At 39.4% G+C, this 15,288-nt stretch carries 16 protein-coding genes and 1 tRNA gene; 13 read left to right on the forward strand and 4 right to left on the reverse strand.

Translation table 11 applies throughout. The features are described 5' to 3' along the window. From EBF12_RS04265 to EBF12_RS04275, 3 genes are all read right to left on the reverse strand, one after another. Nucleotides 1–1,204, reverse strand: a 1,204-nt coding sequence (locus EBF12_RS04265; protein ID WP_157979049.1) for a HAMP domain-containing protein, incomplete at its 3' end; no start/stop codon positions are given. Nucleotides 1,205–1,305: 101 nt separating this feature from the next. Then, the gene (locus tag EBF12_RS04270; RefSeq protein ID WP_244196358.1) at nt 1,306–2,385 is read right to left on the reverse strand and encodes an SAM-dependent methyltransferase; all 1,080 of its coding nucleotides are present in this window, start codon (nt 2,383–2,385) and stop codon (nt 1,306–1,308) included. 26 nt (nt 2,386–2,411) lie between these two features. Beyond that, nucleotides 2,412–3,605, reverse strand: coding sequence for an aspartate aminotransferase family protein (locus EBF12_RS04275; protein WP_121726566.1), 1,194 nt, complete (start codon nt 3,603–3,605; stop codon nt 2,412–2,414). 92 nt (nt 3,606–3,697) lie between these two features. Between EBF12_RS04275 and EBF12_RS04280 the strand changes: the two genes are divergently transcribed. Together EBF12_RS04280 and EBF12_RS04285 are read left to right on the forward strand one after the other, a co-directional pair. After that, a complete protein-coding gene (locus EBF12_RS04280; protein ID WP_167444789.1) occupies nt 3,698–4,339 on the forward strand; it encodes an HP1233 family protein in 642 nt (213 codons plus the stop codon). 217 nt (nt 4,340–4,556) lie between these two features. Further along, nucleotides 4,557–4,634 (forward strand) — tRNA-Met (locus EBF12_RS04285). Between the two features lie 127 nt (nt 4,635–4,761). Here EBF12_RS04285 and EBF12_RS04290 read toward each other — a convergent pair. After that, entirely contained in the window at nt 4,762–5,322 is a 561-nt protein-coding gene (locus tag EBF12_RS04290; RefSeq protein WP_002955865.1) for a YceI family protein, read from the reverse strand. A 224-nt stretch (nt 5,323–5,546) separates the two neighbouring features. On the opposite strand from EBF12_RS04290, the gene hemL reads away from it, so the two are divergent. From hemL to EBF12_RS04345, 11 genes are all read left to right on the forward strand, one after another. Next, nucleotides 5,547–6,842 carry a glutamate-1-semialdehyde 2,1-aminomutase gene (gene hemL, locus EBF12_RS04295; RefSeq protein WP_121726568.1) on the forward strand — a complete coding sequence of 432 codons (1,296 nt, stop codon included), beginning with the start codon at nt 5,547–5,549 and terminating at the stop codon, nt 6,840–6,842. 3 nt (nt 6,843–6,845) lie between these two features. Then, nucleotides 6,846–7,313, forward strand: coding sequence for an AtpZ/AtpI family protein (locus EBF12_RS04300; protein ID WP_121726569.1), 468 nt, complete (start codon nt 6,846–6,848; stop codon nt 7,311–7,313). Then, nucleotides 7,297–7,827, forward strand: coding sequence for a hypothetical protein (locus EBF12_RS04305; protein WP_121726570.1), 531 nt, complete (start codon nt 7,297–7,299; stop codon nt 7,825–7,827). The genes EBF12_RS04300 and EBF12_RS04305 overlap by 17 nt, the downstream gene beginning before the upstream one ends. A gap of 52 nt (nt 7,828–7,879) precedes the next feature. Beyond that, on the forward strand, nt 7,880–9,088 hold the full coding sequence (locus tag EBF12_RS04310; protein ID WP_121726571.1) for a 2,3,4,5-tetrahydropyridine-2,6-carboxylate N-succinyltransferase: 1,209 nt from the start codon (nt 7,880–7,882) through the stop codon (nt 9,086–9,088). A 108-nt stretch (nt 9,089–9,196) separates the two neighbouring features. Further along, the gene (locus EBF12_RS12160; RefSeq protein WP_121726572.1) at nt 9,197–10,237 is read left to right on the forward strand and encodes a tetratricopeptide repeat protein; all 1,041 of its coding nucleotides are present in this window, start codon (nt 9,197–9,199) and stop codon (nt 10,235–10,237) included. After that, nucleotides 10,237–11,022, forward strand: coding sequence for a pseudouridine synthase (locus tag EBF12_RS04320; RefSeq protein WP_121726573.1), 786 nt, complete (start codon nt 10,237–10,239; stop codon nt 11,020–11,022). The genes EBF12_RS12160 and EBF12_RS04320 overlap by 1 nt, the downstream gene beginning before the upstream one ends. Nucleotides 11,023–11,129: 107 nt before the next feature. Continuing rightward, nucleotides 11,130–12,176: a methionine ABC transporter ATP-binding protein gene (locus EBF12_RS04325; RefSeq protein WP_121726574.1), complete on the forward strand. Its 1,047-nt coding sequence runs from the start codon at nt 11,130–11,132 to the stop codon at nt 12,174–12,176. Continuing rightward, complete coding sequence (locus EBF12_RS04330; protein ID WP_121726575.1) at nt 12,176–12,886, forward strand: methionine ABC transporter permease; 711 nt, start codon at nt 12,176–12,178, stop codon at nt 12,884–12,886. Before EBF12_RS04325 ends, EBF12_RS04330 begins: the two co-directional genes overlap by 1 nt. Before the next feature lie 30 nt (nt 12,887–12,916). Then, complete coding sequence (locus EBF12_RS04335; protein WP_121726576.1) at nt 12,917–13,747, forward strand: MetQ/NlpA family ABC transporter substrate-binding protein; 831 nt, start codon at nt 12,917–12,919, stop codon at nt 13,745–13,747. A 44-nt stretch (nt 13,748–13,791) separates the two neighbouring features. Continuing rightward, on the forward strand, nt 13,792–14,622 hold the full coding sequence (locus EBF12_RS04340; protein WP_121726577.1) for a MetQ/NlpA family ABC transporter substrate-binding protein: 831 nt from the start codon (nt 13,792–13,794) through the stop codon (nt 14,620–14,622). A gap of 159 nt (nt 14,623–14,781) precedes the next feature. After that, entirely contained in the window at nt 14,782–15,279 is a 498-nt protein-coding gene (locus EBF12_RS04345) for a PAS domain-containing protein (RefSeq protein WP_121726578.1), read from the forward strand. Nucleotides 15,280–15,288 lie beyond the last annotated feature (9 nt).

A 15,288-nucleotide genomic window follows, 5' to 3' on the forward strand; every position in this document is an offset into this window, starting at 1 on the left:
TACCAGTATAACCTTGTTTAGCTCTATCTATGACTTGGAGAGATTGTGCCACAAGGGCTTGGTCGGATTCTAAGCCTAGCTTTGTTTTTTCTATGTTTTCGTTAATGGCACGAGCCATAATGCCTACTTCATCTTTTGTGTTAATGTTTAGCGGTTGCGGAGCAGTTTTGATTTCGTGGTTCAAATATCTAAAGAATGCCACCAAAGACTCTTTAATCGTATTGATAGGATTTGTGAAAACCCTAATAAGGAAGAAAATCGCCACTGCTCCTAGCACGATCATTATCGTAGCTAAGATAATTGTTTCTACAAGACTTTTATTGATAGCTTCTGTGTAGTCAGCTTTATCGGCTGTAGAAACGATAGTCCAGCCAAATGGGAATTGCTTATAATATCCAAACTCATCAACCACCTGCCCATTTCTCAAGGTTAAGTTATAATCAATAAAGCCTTTTTTATCTTTTGTAAGTGCATCTTTAAGTGCATTCTCTACTTCTTTTGACAAGCCACTTTTCACAAAATCCATATCCTCGTGTGAGAAAATCGCTCCACTTGAATCTGTTAAAAACACACTCATTGAGGGCAATTCTGGATTCTTAAAGGAGCTAAATCTTGTCTGAAAATCACTCACACCAATGTCAAATCCCATAACGCCAACAAACTTGCCATTTTTGATGAGAGGCATTGTAGCGGTCGCAAAAGATTCTCCCTTGTGCTTACCTACTTCACTGACATATACAGGCGTGATGATCCCAGCTTGTTTTGCCTTTGTTTCTACATACCAAGGGCGTTTGCGTAAATCTATACCGCCCACATCTTCCCAATTTGATGAAAAGGACATTGTGCCGTGTTGATTATAATCCTGCAAAATCACCTTTCCATCATCTTCATATACGATAAACATTAAGGGATATTTGATGAGTGATGAAGCTGAATTAAGAATAATTCTTTGCTGCACGACATTATTTTTATCAGTATTGACAATATCTCTTGCTAATACCCTTAAATGCTCCTGTGCTTCATCGCCCATTGTTATCATAATGCTACGATAGGCTGATTCTAGTGTTTGTGCTTGAATACCTTGATAGATTTCTGTTACATCATTTTTTGTCTTATTAAAATTAAAGGCACTAATGATGATAATGATGATAGAGAATATCGCTACTGCCCCGATAGTAAGCTTTCCACTTAATGAACGAAACATAATGTCTCCTTGAGGTTTGTTGTTTGTAAGATTTTTGTAAGGTGGGATTCTATCTTTTTGAAGTTTAAGTTTTGTTTATATTTTTGCGTGTTTTTGAGAGACTATTGAGAGAATGTGTAGCATATACCTAAAAACCGCTCTCCTAGCGTATGCAAGAGCGTTTTAAGCTTGTGAATTTCTTTAAGATAAGTATTATATCCGCATTGTTGTGAAAAAGTCTGTAATAATTCTAGAATCTGCATTTTTTCAATCAACACTTTTGCTTGTGTATCGCAAAAGATTTTTTGAAATCCATTCTCACATAGGAGGGAATCTAGCAGTGTAAAATCCACATCGTAGGTTATATCCGCATTTTGATAAAGTGTGTGAAAATCCCCACCTTGCTCTAAAAAGTCTTTTAAACTTAGCACTTGATGGGATTTATAGAATCTTGGGTTATGATGTAGCGGATTGTAGTATTTGGCGTTAGGATTCTGCGTTTGGCTAAGATTCTCCCTGCCATAGTCAAAGCTCACAAAATAGCTATTTTTATGGGCTTTAGCAAAGCGTGAGAGATTGCAAATAAAATCCTGCCATTGTGGCAGGACACCGCAAAACTCCAAAGGATTGCATTTGAGTTTGTCTAAAATCTCAAGGCTTTGTCGCGGTAAAAGGGTGGAGAGATTTTTGGCATTTAGGTTCTGCCAGATTCCACACCATTTAGAATCTTGGCTTACACAAAGCATTTTGCCTGAATCTAACACATCGCAAGGGAAGCTATCAAAAAGCTCATTGCTGATGATAAAAAGGTTTGAATCTTTATTTTGCGAGAGTGCTTCAAAGCTTTCAACAATCTTAAAGTCCAAAACACAAGAAAACTTTAAGCCTCTCAAATACGCCTTTTGTGTTTGTGCTAAGGTGGAGAGTGGCTCAATGATAATGAACTCACATTGGGGCAAAACTTCGCTCAAGGCATCAAGGAATAAGGCAATATCGCCTAGCAGATAGCCCTTATCCGCCCCGATTTCTACAATCCTTAAGGGCAGACTTAGGGCATTAGATTCTAAAAGTGAAAGGATATAAGAGGCAATTGAGCCGCCAAAAAACTTACTCACACTCACAGAAGTGTAGAAATCCCCTGTTTTGCTTACCCTGCTAGAATCTGCGTAATAGCCGCTCTCTCCATAAAGGCTTTGGGACATAAATTCGCTAAAAGGGAGCATTGCTTTCACAAGGTTTTTAGGGCAGATTCTAAACGAGAGAATCCTAAGTCAATCTCATCTTTATTTATACTTAAAGGTGGGAGCAAACGCAAAACGCCCTTGCCCGATTTCAGCACCAAAACGCCGTGGTTTAGGGCAGATTCTACAATGTTAGGGAGTAAATTAGAATTTTGCGTGTGGATTCCACACATTAGCCCTAAACCCACTTTATGGCTAAAAATCTGCGGGAATGCCGCCACAAGAGAATCTAGCTTGGTATCAAAGTAACTGATAGTCTCTTTCAATGTCCCATTTTCGTGCATTTGACTTAGAATCTCAAGCACACAAAGCCCCGCTGCACAGCTTAAAGCATTGCCCCCAAAAGTTGAGCCGTGATCACTTGGGGCAAAAATATCAGTGAGTGTTGTTAAAACTGCACCGATAGGCACACCACCGCCCAAACCTTTTGCAGTTGTGATGACTTCAGGGCTAATGTCATAAACTTTTGAGGCAAAAATCTCGCCGCAGCGGTAGATTCCACTCTGCACTTCATCTATCATAAGGAGAATCTGCTTTTGCTTTAAATGCGAGGCAAGGGCTTGAATCTGGGTCTTATCTAAGGGGCATACACCCCCCTCTCCCTGCACGAGCTCTAGTAAAACTGCACAGGTGCTTGAATCTATAAGGTTGTAGATGTCTTTAATATCCTTGGCATACACAAAACCATCAGGGAATGGACCAAAATGCTCGTGCATTTTCTCTTGTGCGGTGGCTTTGAGCGAAGTGATTGTGCGTCCGTGGAAGCTAGAATCTAGCGTGATAATTTTATAGGCATTGCGTTGTTTGCCATATTTTCTAGCTATTTTTATAGCACATTCATTTGCTTCTGCTCCGGAGTTGGCAAAAAACGCACGCATAGGCAAGGGAGCATTATCACGATAAAGTGTGATGAGATTGTGTGCTAGGGCGGCTTGATTTTGAATATAGTAGAGATTTGAAGTGTGCAAAAGCTTTGCAGCTTGTTTGGTGATGGCTTGAGTGAGCTTTGGATTATTGTGTCCCACACTCACTACGCCAATGCCCGAGCCAAAGTCAATATAATCTCTATTTTGCGTGTCATAGAGTGTCGCATTTTCTCCGTGTGTGAAAGCGACTTTAAAACGCGAATAAGTGTGCAATACAAATTCTTCGTCAAGCCCTTGTATATGTGAAAATTCCATTACCTTGCCCCCATTGATACCTAAAATATAAAAGGCGTTGATTTTACATTAAGAGTTTAAATTTTTTGTGATATGTGGAGCGATTTTTGCTAATGTTTTGTGCGAAATACGCCACAGAATACCAAAGGACTTTAATGCAGATTCAGAATCTCAATCATTCTCAAATGCCCATAAACACGAGCTATGTAAGGAATAAAGATAATTTTAGTATCAGTAATAATGAATCTTATACCACAGATTCTAAATCTTTAAAAGAAGAAAAAACAAAAGAGTATTATCAAAAAAGCACGGCTGCTAAAATTGACACGCAAAATGTGGGTGAAAGCACCACACAAGAAGTAAAGCAATCAAGCGAGATTGAGCCAAATGCCCCAAAAATGGAGGATTTAGAGGGGCATAAAAATCGCATTACCTATGGGCTAAAGGTGCTAGAGCTAATGAGTGATGAGGAATATAAGGCATTTTTGTGGGCGAGTGAAGGAATGAGTGAAATGGAAAAAATGCTTATGGCTCAAAGTCTGTATCGCTTCACAGAGTTTTATCAAGGCAGAGATTCTAAAAATATGGAGCAAAATGGGCTTGATAATCAAAAGATTCAAGCACAAAGGGCTTTTGGAGTGGAGCAGAAGAATATTGATGATTTTATTAATCGCTATAAAAATGCCTACGATAAAGTGCTGGAATCTCAATATGCCTTTAAGATTTCAGGGGCTGTGCCAAATGACTTTATGTGATAGATTTAAGATGTGGCTAGGGCTAGGGAGTGTCGCCGTGTTGTACAAAGCTATTTTTAGAATCTTTGGCAAAGTGAGACAAAGTGTGTAAAAGTGTGAAATTGGGCTTTTGTGGAAAAACGCTTGACTTATTGTTGCTTTTTGCTTAGAATTGCGACTTTTGTTTCTTCAATGCTTTCTGTTAGATTCTTAATCTTTATAGATTCTTGATTTAGAGGTCAAAGTAGCTCAGCTGGTTTAGAGTGCTGGTCTCATAAGCCGGAGGTCGGGGGTTCAAGTCCCCCCTTTGACACCATACATTTTTTAGCCTATTCATGAAATGCCTAACTATGTTTTTTTTGTTTTCTAGTTTTGTTGTGGAATCTAAGTGTATCTAAGGCTACTTATTTTAAGTAGCCTTTGGGGGTGTTTTATTTGAGAGATTATTTGAGTGGGGCTTCAAGGGCGATTTCCACCTGCGACCAAGTAAGATTCTCGTGTAAATCTGCCACTGCTTTTTGCAAGCTTGTACGCGCATTTTCAAGTCCAAACTCACTTAAATCAAGCACACCTTTTGCGACGAGCTTTTTGCTTACAATCTCATATTGCATCGGCACTTTTTGACTTTTGCCATTCATTCGCACATTTGCCAAAATCGTGCCTTTATCTTTGCCTTCAATTACATCTTTGAAAGTTACTTTAATAGGCTCTTTTTTGTTGAAATTATCAAAAAAGTTTTTGCGTAAAGTCTCATCTCTACCCGCGTCATTGGTATTGACTTTCATAATATCAATAGTCGCTGTGGCGTTATTGAGTTGAGATTCTAGGCTTTGAGTTTTGTTTGGTGTGCCAAATTTAAACTGCACATCATCAAATTTACCTTTTACACCTATTTTAGCTGGTGTTTTAAATGCTGTCCATTGAACTTCTGCCTTTTGTGCATCAATAGTTGCCGCACACGCTATGCTACCTATGAGAGCTATTCCCATGATGATTTTTTTCATTTTTGTCTCCTTTGAAAAAGTTTATTGCAATACTTGCGATATTTATTTTCCATTAAAAATGCAAATAGCCTTCTAATGTTATTTAAACTTCAAGTATTGTGAGTAATGAAGTAACGATAAAAATTATAAAGCAGTTTGATAGCGGGTATCATAAATTGGCTCTCACAAATAATGTAAGCAGAATCTTGTTATAATGTCAGAAATTCTGCAAGTAAAGGACAAATATGGAGATTTTACACAGTATTAATGACTTTAATGAAGCAAAGCAGGTTATTCCCGGTGGGGTGAATTCTCCTGTTAGGGCATTTGGCTCTGTGGGTGGCACACCGCGATTTATCGCTAGAGGCAAGGGAGCGTATATTTATGATGAAGATGATAATGCCTATATTGACTTTGTGCAAAGCTGGGGACCATTGATATTTGGACACGCTGATGAGTTCGTAGAATCTGCCGTTGTTCTTGCGCTCAAAGATGGGCTTAGTTTTGGTGCGCCAACGGAAAAGGAGACAACACTTGTTAAGCAGATTATCTCTCTTACTGGGAGTGTGGAGAAAATGCGACTTGTAAGCTCGGGGACTGAAGCGACTATGAGTGCTTTGCGTTTGGCTAGAGCATTTGCTAACAAAGATGATATTATTAAGTTTGATGGTTGCTATCACGGGCATTCTGATAGCTTACTAGTTTCTGCAGGCAGTGGCTGTGCGACATTTGGGACTCCTAGCTCACCGGGCGTGCCAAGCGATCTTTCAAAGCATACGCTTGTAGCGAGATATAATGATATAGATTCTGTGAGAGCGTGTTTTCAAAAGAGCAAAAATGTGGCGTGTGTGATTATTGAGCCGTTGGCTGGGAATATGGGCTTTGTCCCTGCAGATAGGGAGTTTATCCACGCATTACGAGCATTGTGTGATGAGTATCAAGCACTTTTGATTATAGATGAAGTGATGAGTGGCTTTAGAGCGGGGCTAAATGGAGCATTGGGGATTTATGGTATTGAGGCGGATTTGGTTACTTATGGCAAAGTCATTGGGGGTGGTTTGCCTTTGGCAGCTTTTGGTGGGAGGGCTGAAATTATGGATATGCTCTCTCCCATTGGCGGTGTGTATCAAGCTGGAACATTAAGTGGCAACCCCATTGCCGTAAGTGCAGGGATAGCTACACTCTCTCTTATCAAATCAAAGCCAAATTTATACAACGACTTAGAATCTTTGGCAAAAACTTTGGTAGAAGGGCTAAAATCTGTTGCACAGGAATATAAGATTCCATTGCAGGTGGATTATCGTGGCAGTATGTTTGGCTTTTTCTTTCATAGTGAAATGGTAAAAAATTTTGATGATGCGAAAAAGAGTGATGTAGCGATATATGCGAAGTTTCATCAAAAAATGCTAGAAAAGGGTGTGTATTTTGCCTGCTCGCAGTTTGAGACAGGTTTTATTTGCAGTGCGATGAATGAAGCGATGATTGAAGAAGTGATACAAAAGGCAAGAGAGAGCTTTAAAGAGATACATTTTGAAGGCTAAAAAGTGGAAAATATAGATAAAAAGCAGAATCTAGATTCTATTAAGCTTGAAGCAACTCACTCAACGCTAGATTCACACTCACAAGATTCAAAAGTATCTAGCCTAGAATCCACACAAGAATCTATACAAGATTCTACACAAAAAGCCACACAAGAATCGCAAAAACCGCGTTTAAGTGCGGTAGTTAGCGGTGCAAATGAGCTAAGTTTGGGCATATCCATTGTGGTGGCAGTGGCTTTAGGCATTGGCATAGGCATTGGGCTAGAATATCTAAGCGGGGCTAGATGGAGCTTTTGGCTTGGTGTAGCTTGGGGCATTGGAGCGGCGATTTTAAATATCTACAAAGCCTATCAAAGACAGCAAAGAGACGCACAAGAATTAGCCAAAAATCCACGCTATGCGTATAAACCACACAACACATCAAAAAAAGCCCAAGATGATGATGAGGAAGAAAATGGCAAATACTACTAAAATCTTGCAAATAGGCTTAATTGTTTTAGGCATAGCTTTGCTTGGGGGAATTGTGGCTTGGTTTTTTAGTGTGGGGGCATTATTGAGCTTTGAGGTGGCATTTTTGGGATTTTTGTTTGTCGTGGGAGGTTCATTTGTAGGTGTGCTAAGAAGAGTAAGAGCCCAACAGCAAGATTGTATTTCTCAAGATTCTATCTCTTTAGATTCACGGCAGAATCTCACACAAGATTCACAGCCCCAAGATTCACAACTTGCAGAAGAATCTAAAGAGTCTCGCAATCAGGCAAATCAGGATAATTCAACCTTTTCCGCTCGTTTTGTGCTTGGCACACAAATGAGCTTTTCACTTTTAAGAATGCTAGGTTATATTGTTTTTACAGGGCTTATTTTGTTTTTATTGCATTATAGGCTTTTTGCTCTTATGTGGTTTTTTGCGGGACTATGTGTGGCGCTTGTTGTGCTTGTGGGGCTAGGTATGTTTATGGTGAAAGCTTGTAAATATACCAAAATGTAGTTTAGATTCTATACAATGCCAAAAATCAGCTAAAAAACTTAAGGAGTAAATTATGGGTGTAGAAAGATTTAAAGTATTTGTTGATGAGTATCAAAAAAGTGGGGAATACAAAGAGCCACTAGGCTTTGGAATCTCACGCGTGGAGATTGGCAAAAAGTCTAAAGCAGTGCTTTGTGCGACTTATTCTACAATGAATTGGAAAGGTGAAAATCTCGGCACTTATGCGGTGCTATGTCAAAGTGCAAAGGAGGCGGAGCAAATCTCTGCAACTGAAAATGAAGCGGTGTATGGCATTAATCAAGAGTTTGTTAATAAGGCTTTAGAGCTATATGAGCCGTTTTTAAGCGAGGCTTTAAGCGATCCATCAGCACACAAAAATATTCAAGTAATATTAGAGCTTAAAAAACAAGCCAATAAAGGTAAGCTCAAAACAAAAGGTGGCAGGGCAAGATATAGATTGTGTATCATTTATAAAGATGAAAAGTGTGAGAGTGTGGAATCTGCGTATTTAAAACTTCTTGCACTCTCGCTTGGCAAAGCCCCATTGCGTTCCTTACAGCTTGATGGAATCTTTGGGCTTTTGCAAAATGTCGCGTGGAGCGGGAATAAACCTTACGAGTTAGAATGGCTACGAGAGAATGAAATCCGCCTAAAAATGGAGGGCGAATTCCCACATATTGACTTTGTAGATAAATTCCCACGATACTTAATGCAAGTCATTCCGCAATATGACAATATCCGTCTTTTAGATTCTGCTAAAACACGCTTTGGTGCGTATCTTGGCAGCGGTGGATATACACAAATGCCCGGAGCAAGTTATGTGAATTTTAATGCAGGTGCTATGGGTGCGTGTATGAATGAGGGACGCATTAGCTCAAGTGTTGTTGTGGGTGAAGGTACGGATATTGGCGGAGGAGCGAGTATTTTAGGTGTGTTAAGTGGGGGTAATAGCGAGCCAATCAGTATTGGTAAAAATTGTTTGTTGGGCGTTAATAGCGCCACAGGAATTAGCCTAGGTGATGGCTGTATTGTAGATGGTGGCATTGCAGTTTTAGCTGGTGGGGTATTTTACATTAAGCCTGAGGAGGCGGCAAAAATTGCAGAGATTAATGATACCTTTGTCCTTAAAGAAAGCAATCTCTATAAGGGCAAGGAACTCTCTGGCAAACACGGAATCCACTTTAGATGCGATTCTCAAAGTGGCAAAATGATAGCTTTTAGAAGCAATCGTAAGATTGAACTCAATAGTGCGTTGCATTAAGAATCTTAAGGGGGAGAATCTTTGTTGTATGGGCTTATGCGATGTGGCACTATTTTTGCTTTAGAAGCTACAAGCTTTAGGCAATTTTTCTAAGTCATAGGATACACGATGAAAAAACTTTGTATGCTTTTTTGTATGGCAATAGCGGTTAATGTGCTACTTGCAGAGCCACAGGAGACTACTGGAGAAGTCAATCAAACTCCTAGCACACAAGAGAATGCACCAAGCGGACTTTTAGGCTCACAGTCCCTCACTCCTGCTAATCAAATTACAGGTGCTCCGCTTGATGATATGCTTGAAAATGTTAATGAATCAAATACTGCACTTAAATCGGCAATGAGCTTTGCAAAGCAGGGGGATTATGAGAGTGCATTGCAGCTTTTCGCACAATCTTGCGACCAAGGTAATGCGGCTGGGTGTTTTGGCTCGGGGCTTATCTATATGTATGGGGCAAATTCTGGAGTGCCTAATCCCCAAAAAGCAGTAGATTATTATTACAAAGCCTGTGTGGGTGGCGATGCGGTTGCGTGTGCAAATCTTGCTATGGCGTATGATAATGGACAAGGTGTTAAGGAAGATAAGGAGCAAGCCTCTCAGCTTTATGAAGTGGCGTGTCAAGGTGGAGATTCACTAGGCTGCACAAATATTGGCTGGATGTATGCTAATGGGGTTGGTGTGAAAAAAGACTATCAAAAAGCTTTGGCATATTATAATAGTGCGTGTCAGCTAGGGAGTGATTTGGGCTGTTACAATCTAGGGCTTATGAGTAATACTTACAATATTTATGGTATGACAAAGGATAAAATGAGCTATGTGGAGATGAACTATGTAGCGTGTCAGCAAGGTGATATTGTGGGTTGTGGGAATCTTGGCTGGATGTATGCCACAGGCTCAAGCGGAGCTGAAAAAAGCTACTATAACGCAGCAAAATATTTTACTCTCGCGTGTGATAGCGGACATATTCAAAGCTGCAATAATCTAGGTGTGCTGTATGATGGTGGATTTGGCGTAAGACAGGATAAACGCAAAGCCATTGAGCTTTTTGGTTTAGCGTGTGATTATGGTATAGAATCTGGGTGTAATAACTATTCGCTGATGAGAACAAGAGGAAGTGTGAGTGCGGGGAATAACTTCTTTGGTTTGAAGTAATGCGTCTTAATCAATATATTGCTCATCATACAAAATATTCTCGGCGTGAGGCTGATAAGCTCATAGAATCTGGACGAGTGAATATTGAAAAAACTAAAGCGACATTACAAAGTGTGCTACAAGAGGGTGCGAGTGTTTTTATTGATGGCAAAAGAATCGTGCCAAAGGAGCAATTTACCTGCATTGTCTATCACAAACAAAAAGGTGAGCTTGTAAGTAAAAGCGATGAGCGTGGGCGGAGAGTGATTTATGATAGTCTTGAAAGTCGCTTCAAGCATTTTGTGTATGTAGGGCGATTGGATTTTGCAAGTGAGGGGTTGCTTATTTTGACAGATAGCACACCTGTTGCTAAGGCTTTAATGGAATCTCACTTAGAGCGGACTTATCTTATCAAAATTGATGGTGAAGTTACAAAAGAGATGATAAATGCTATGGAAGAGGGCTTAGTAAGCGAAGATGCAAGGGTTGGTGGGCATAGCAAAAGTGAGATTGTTGCAATGGAGTTTGCAGCATTTGCATATTATGAGATTTTGAAAAATGATAAAAAATATTCTAAGCTTAAAGTGAGTATTACAGAGGGAAAAAATAGGGAATTAAGGCGATTTTTTGGGGTATTTGGCAGAGAAGTGTTAGATTTACGCCGCATAGCTTATGGCTTTGTGAATCTTAATGCCCTGCCTTGTGGTAAGAAGCGATACTTTACAAAAGAAGAATACAAGAGTTTGCATACATTTTTAAAAGAGCATTCTACAAAGGAAAGCAAAAAGATTGAATCTCGGCATTGATAAGATAATGGTGTGTTGCGAAAGAATAAGCATAAATTTTTAATTACATATTGTATTTTTAAAAAAATGTGATATAATCCCAATTTTTATAGCATAAAGGAACGCGTGTGATAGAGCTTCGTGGCATTAACAAAACCTACCCTAATGGCTTTGTAGCACTAAAAAATATAGATTTGAGTGTGGAAAAGGGCGATATTATGGGGATTATTGGTTATTCTGGTGCGGGAAAAAGCACCCTTATTCGCATTATTAATCGCCTTGAAGAGCCAAGCAGTGGGGAGATTCACATTGATGGTGTAGATTTGTTGAGTCTCAAGGAAAAGGCATTGCAAAAAGAGCGTCAAAAAATAGGTATGATTTTTCAGCATTTTAATCTTTTGAGTGCGAAAAATGTCTTTGAGAATGTGGCTTTTGCTCTGCATATAGCAAAGTGGAAAAAAAATGACATCGCTAAGCGTGTAAGTGAGCTTTTAGAGCTTGTGGGGTTAAGTGATAAGGCGTGCCTCTATCCAAGTCAGCTAAGTGGCGGACAAAAACAAAGAGTGGCTATTGCTAGGGCATTGGCAAATCACCCAAAGGTGCTTTTGTGCGATGAGGCAACTTCTGCACTTGATACTAAAAGCACAAAGTCTATCCTTGAACTTTTGCGTGATATACAGCAAAAATTAGGCTTAAGTGTGGTGCTTATCACACATCAAATTGAAGTGGTGCGTGAGATTTGCAATAAGATGTGCGTAGTGAGCGGAGGAGAGATAGTAGAGCGGGGTAGTGTAGATTCTGTATTTGCCTCGCCAAAACACGCCATTACAAAGGAGTTGATTTCATTTTTGCCCCAAGATGAAGAGCGTGTTATTTCGCATTTGCAAAATAAAGACAATGTATATAAGATTATTTTTACAGGTCCGTATGCACAAAGCCCCCTTGTTTCGCAGATGATTCGTAAATTTGATATTGATGTGAATATTTTAAGTGGTAATATTGATGAACTTACCACGGGTGAAGTGGGGCATTTGGTCTTAAAATTTATCGCTAAAGATTCTGTTGTGCGAGATTCGCTTAGATGGTTGCAAGAACAAGGTGTGAGTATAGAATCTTTAGCTCAAGATTCTAGTAATGCTTCTAGCAGTGAAGATTCTGCTAAAGGAGGCAAATAATGCTTGACTTTTTAAACTTTTTTGAAAAGCAGTTTTTGGAGCTATTGGGGAGTGTTTTTAGTAACCCTATTGCTTTTTCTCTTGCAAAGTCGTGTTATGAAACAATCTATATGGTGTTTTTCTCTACATTATTTGCTGTGATTTTTGGGTTACCTTTAGGAGTGTTTTTAAGCGTGATTAAGCCCTCAGGCATTATGGCAGCCCCAAATTTATATAGAATCTTGAGTGCGATTGTCAATGTAGTGCGTTCTTTTCCTTTTATTGTGCTTATCTTTTTGCTTTTGCCGCTCTCAAAAATGCTCATTGGCACAAGCATTGGCAGCACGGCGGCAATTATCCCCCTTGTGATAACAGCTACTCCATTTATTGCACGACTTTTTGAAGGTGCATTTGATGAGGTAGATAAAGGGCTAGTGGAGGCTACGATGAGTATGGGTGCGAGTAAAAGAGTTGTAATTTTTATGATGATTTGTGAATCTTTGCCCTCTATTGTTAATGCCATAACAATTACTTCAGTAAGCCTTGTTGGCTTTTCTGCAATGGCTGGGGTCGTTGGGGCTGGTGGGCTAGGTGATTTGGCTTATCGCATAGGATTTCAGTCCTTTAAACCTGATGTTTTAACTTATGCGGTTATATGTATCATCATTATGGTGCAATGTATCCAATCAAGTGGTGATTTGTTTGTCAAGCGTTTGCGTCAATATCGTTAGAATCTAAAAACTTAAAAAAGGAGGCAGTGAATGAAAAAAGTCGTAAGTTTAGCTTTTGCAATAGCTTTGAGTGTGGGGCTTGTAGCCTGTGGAGATGAGAAAGGCTCTCAATCTAGCAAAGATGAGACTAGTCAAAATGCCCCATTAAAAGTTGGTGCTACTCCCGTGCCTGCTGCGGAGATTTTGGAGTTTATTAAACCTCAACTTCAAGCAAAAGGCGTGGATATTCAGATTCAAAACTTTACTGATTATGTCGTGCCTAACACTTCTTTGGCAGAGGGAAGTAGTGATGCGAATTTGTATCAACATAAGCCTTTTATGGATAAAACAAATGAAGAGAAAGGCTATAAGCTTACTGCTCTTACACCTGTATATGTCGTGCCTTTGGGCTTTTACTCACAAAAGGTAAAAAGCATTGATGAGATTCCACAAGGAGCAAGCATTGCTATTCCCGGTGATGCGTCAAATATGGCAAGAGCATTCATTTTGCTCCACGATAATGGGGTAATAAAGATTAAAGATCCTAGTAACCTTAGCACAACTGAACTTGATATTGTGGAGAATCCAAAAAAGATTGTTTTCAAGCCTATGGAAGCGGCTTCTTTGCCATTAGTGCTTGATAGTGTTGATGGTGCTGTGATTAATGCAAACTATGCCTTGCAGGCAAAAATGAGCTTAAAATCAGCTATTTTTCACGAAAATGATAAGAGTGCATATGTAAATGTGCTAGTGGCACGAGAGGATAATAAAGATGATGAGCGTATTTCTAAGCTGAAAGATGTGCTTTTAAGCAAGGAAACGCGTGAGTTTATCCTTTCAAAATATAAGGGCGAGATTATCCCTGTGGGCGAGGCAAATTAGGTGAATCTTAAAAAGAGATTCTATAAATAAAAAAGGAGATAAAAATGAAAAAGTTACTTTCTTTGATTTTTGTGGCGAGTTTGGCGTTTGTTGGTTGTGGTGATGATAAGGATAAGAGTGCGGATTCTAGCGATTCTAACAAGACAGAAAAGCAAGATAAAATCGTGCTAAAAGTTGGTGCTACCCCTGTGCCACACGCGGAGATTTTGGAGTTTGTAAAGCCTGATTTGGCAGAGCAGGGCATTGATTTGCAAGTGGTGTCTTTTACCGATTATGTTTTGCCTAATATTAGCCTGAATGATGGCTCACTTGATGCGAATTTTCATCAGCACAAGCCATTTTTAGATTCTCTTAAAGCGGATAAGGGCTTAAAGTTAGAATCTATTGCAACAATCCACATTGAGCCACTTGGGCTATATTCTAGCAAAATTAAAAGCATTGATGAGCTACCTCAAAATGCGACTATAGCTATTCCAAATGATCCAAGCAATGGCGGTAGGGCTTTGCTCTTACTTGAGGCAAAGGGTTTGATTAAGCTTAAAGATTCTAGCAATCTCACTTCAACTGAACTTGATATTGTAGAAAATGCTAAGGGCATTAAAATTAAGCCCGTTGAAGCCGCACTTTTGCCTCGCACACTTAATGATGTTGATGTAGCTGTAATCAATGGCAACTACGCGTTGCAAGCTGGGCTTAAAAGCGGTGATGCGTTGGTGCTAGAGGGTAAAGAATCTCCTTATGCCAATATCCTTGTCGTGCAGGAATCTAGGGTGAATGATGAGACCTTGCAAAAGCTTAAAAATGCACTGCAAAGCCAAAAGGTAAAAGATTTTATTGAGACGCAATATAAAGGTGAAATAGTTCCTGCGTTTTAAGCCATTTTGCAGAATCTTGATAGATTCTGCAGGATACCACTATGACTTCTATTGCTTCAAGTTAAAAAAAGTTTATCAGTTAATTAATATTTGCTACAATCCCGCCTTTGTCTCATAAATATATAAAATAATTCATACAATAAGTTTAAGGATTAGGGAATGGTTGATTTGGGAAAAGAGCTAAGTAATTCTACATTGATAACTTCAAAGACAGATTTAAAAGGCAAGGTTGTATATTGCAATAAGGATTTTATACAATACAGCGGCTACAAGGAATGGGAGATTTTTGGCAAGCCTCACAGCATTGTGCGACATAGCGATATGCCTAGAGCGGTTTTTAAGCTTTTGTGGGATTATGTGCAAAGGGGAGAGGAGATTTTTGCCTTTGTGAAAAATAAAACCAAAAGTGGTGGGCATTATTGGGTGTTTGCTAATGTTATTCCATCATTTGATACAAACAATCAAATCGTGGGGTATTACTCCGTGCGAAGAAAGCCAAATGCAAAGGCGGTGGAGAAAATCGCAGAGGTGTATAGAGAGATGAAAAATGCAGAATCTCAATCTTTAGAGGTAAGTTTAGCCGTGCTTCATAAGATTTTAGATGAAAGCAAAATGAATTACAATCAGCTTGTCTTAGCGATGCAAGATAAGGCGTAAGGGGACTAT

Source organism: Helicobacter labetoulli, from assembly GCF_003670275.1.
Classification (GTDB): Bacteria; Campylobacterota; Campylobacteria; order Campylobacterales; family Helicobacteraceae; genus Helicobacter_C; species Helicobacter_C labetoulli.

Excerpts from the sequence above, each read along its gene's own strand:
- EBF12_RS04270 (WP_244196358.1), bottom strand. The coding sequence starts at position 2,385 with ATGTCCCAAAGCCTTTATGGAGAGAGCGGCTATTACGCAGATTCTAGC.
- EBF12_RS04275 (WP_121726566.1), bottom strand. The coding sequence starts at position 3,605 with ATGGAATTTTCACATATACAAGGGCTTGACGAAGAATTTGTATTGCAC.
- EBF12_RS04280 (WP_167444789.1), top strand. The coding sequence starts at position 3,698 with ATGTTTTGTGCGAAATACGCCACAGAATACCAAAGGACTTTAATGCAG.
- EBF12_RS04290 (WP_002955865.1), bottom strand. The coding sequence starts at position 5,322 with ATGAAAAAAATCATCATGGGAATAGCTCTCATAGGTAGCATAGCGTGT.
- hemL (WP_121726568.1), top strand. The coding sequence starts at position 5,547 with ATGGAGATTTTACACAGTATTAATGACTTTAATGAAGCAAAGCAGGTT.
- EBF12_RS04305 (WP_121726570.1), top strand. The coding sequence starts at position 7,297 with ATGGCAAATACTACTAAAATCTTGCAAATAGGCTTAATTGTTTTAGGC.
- EBF12_RS04310 (WP_121726571.1), top strand. The coding sequence starts at position 7,880 with ATGGGTGTAGAAAGATTTAAAGTATTTGTTGATGAGTATCAAAAAAGT.
- EBF12_RS12160 (WP_121726572.1), top strand. The coding sequence starts at position 9,197 with ATGAAAAAACTTTGTATGCTTTTTTGTATGGCAATAGCGGTTAATGTG.
- EBF12_RS04320 (WP_121726573.1), top strand. The coding sequence starts at position 10,237 with ATGCGTCTTAATCAATATATTGCTCATCATACAAAATATTCTCGGCGT.
- EBF12_RS04330 (WP_121726575.1), top strand. The coding sequence starts at position 12,176 with ATGCTTGACTTTTTAAACTTTTTTGAAAAGCAGTTTTTGGAGCTATTG.
- EBF12_RS04335 (WP_121726576.1), top strand. The coding sequence starts at position 12,917 with ATGAAAAAAGTCGTAAGTTTAGCTTTTGCAATAGCTTTGAGTGTGGGG.
- EBF12_RS04340 (WP_121726577.1), top strand. The coding sequence starts at position 13,792 with ATGAAAAAGTTACTTTCTTTGATTTTTGTGGCGAGTTTGGCGTTTGTT.
- EBF12_RS04345 (WP_121726578.1), top strand. The coding sequence starts at position 14,782 with ATGGTTGATTTGGGAAAAGAGCTAAGTAATTCTACATTGATAACTTCA.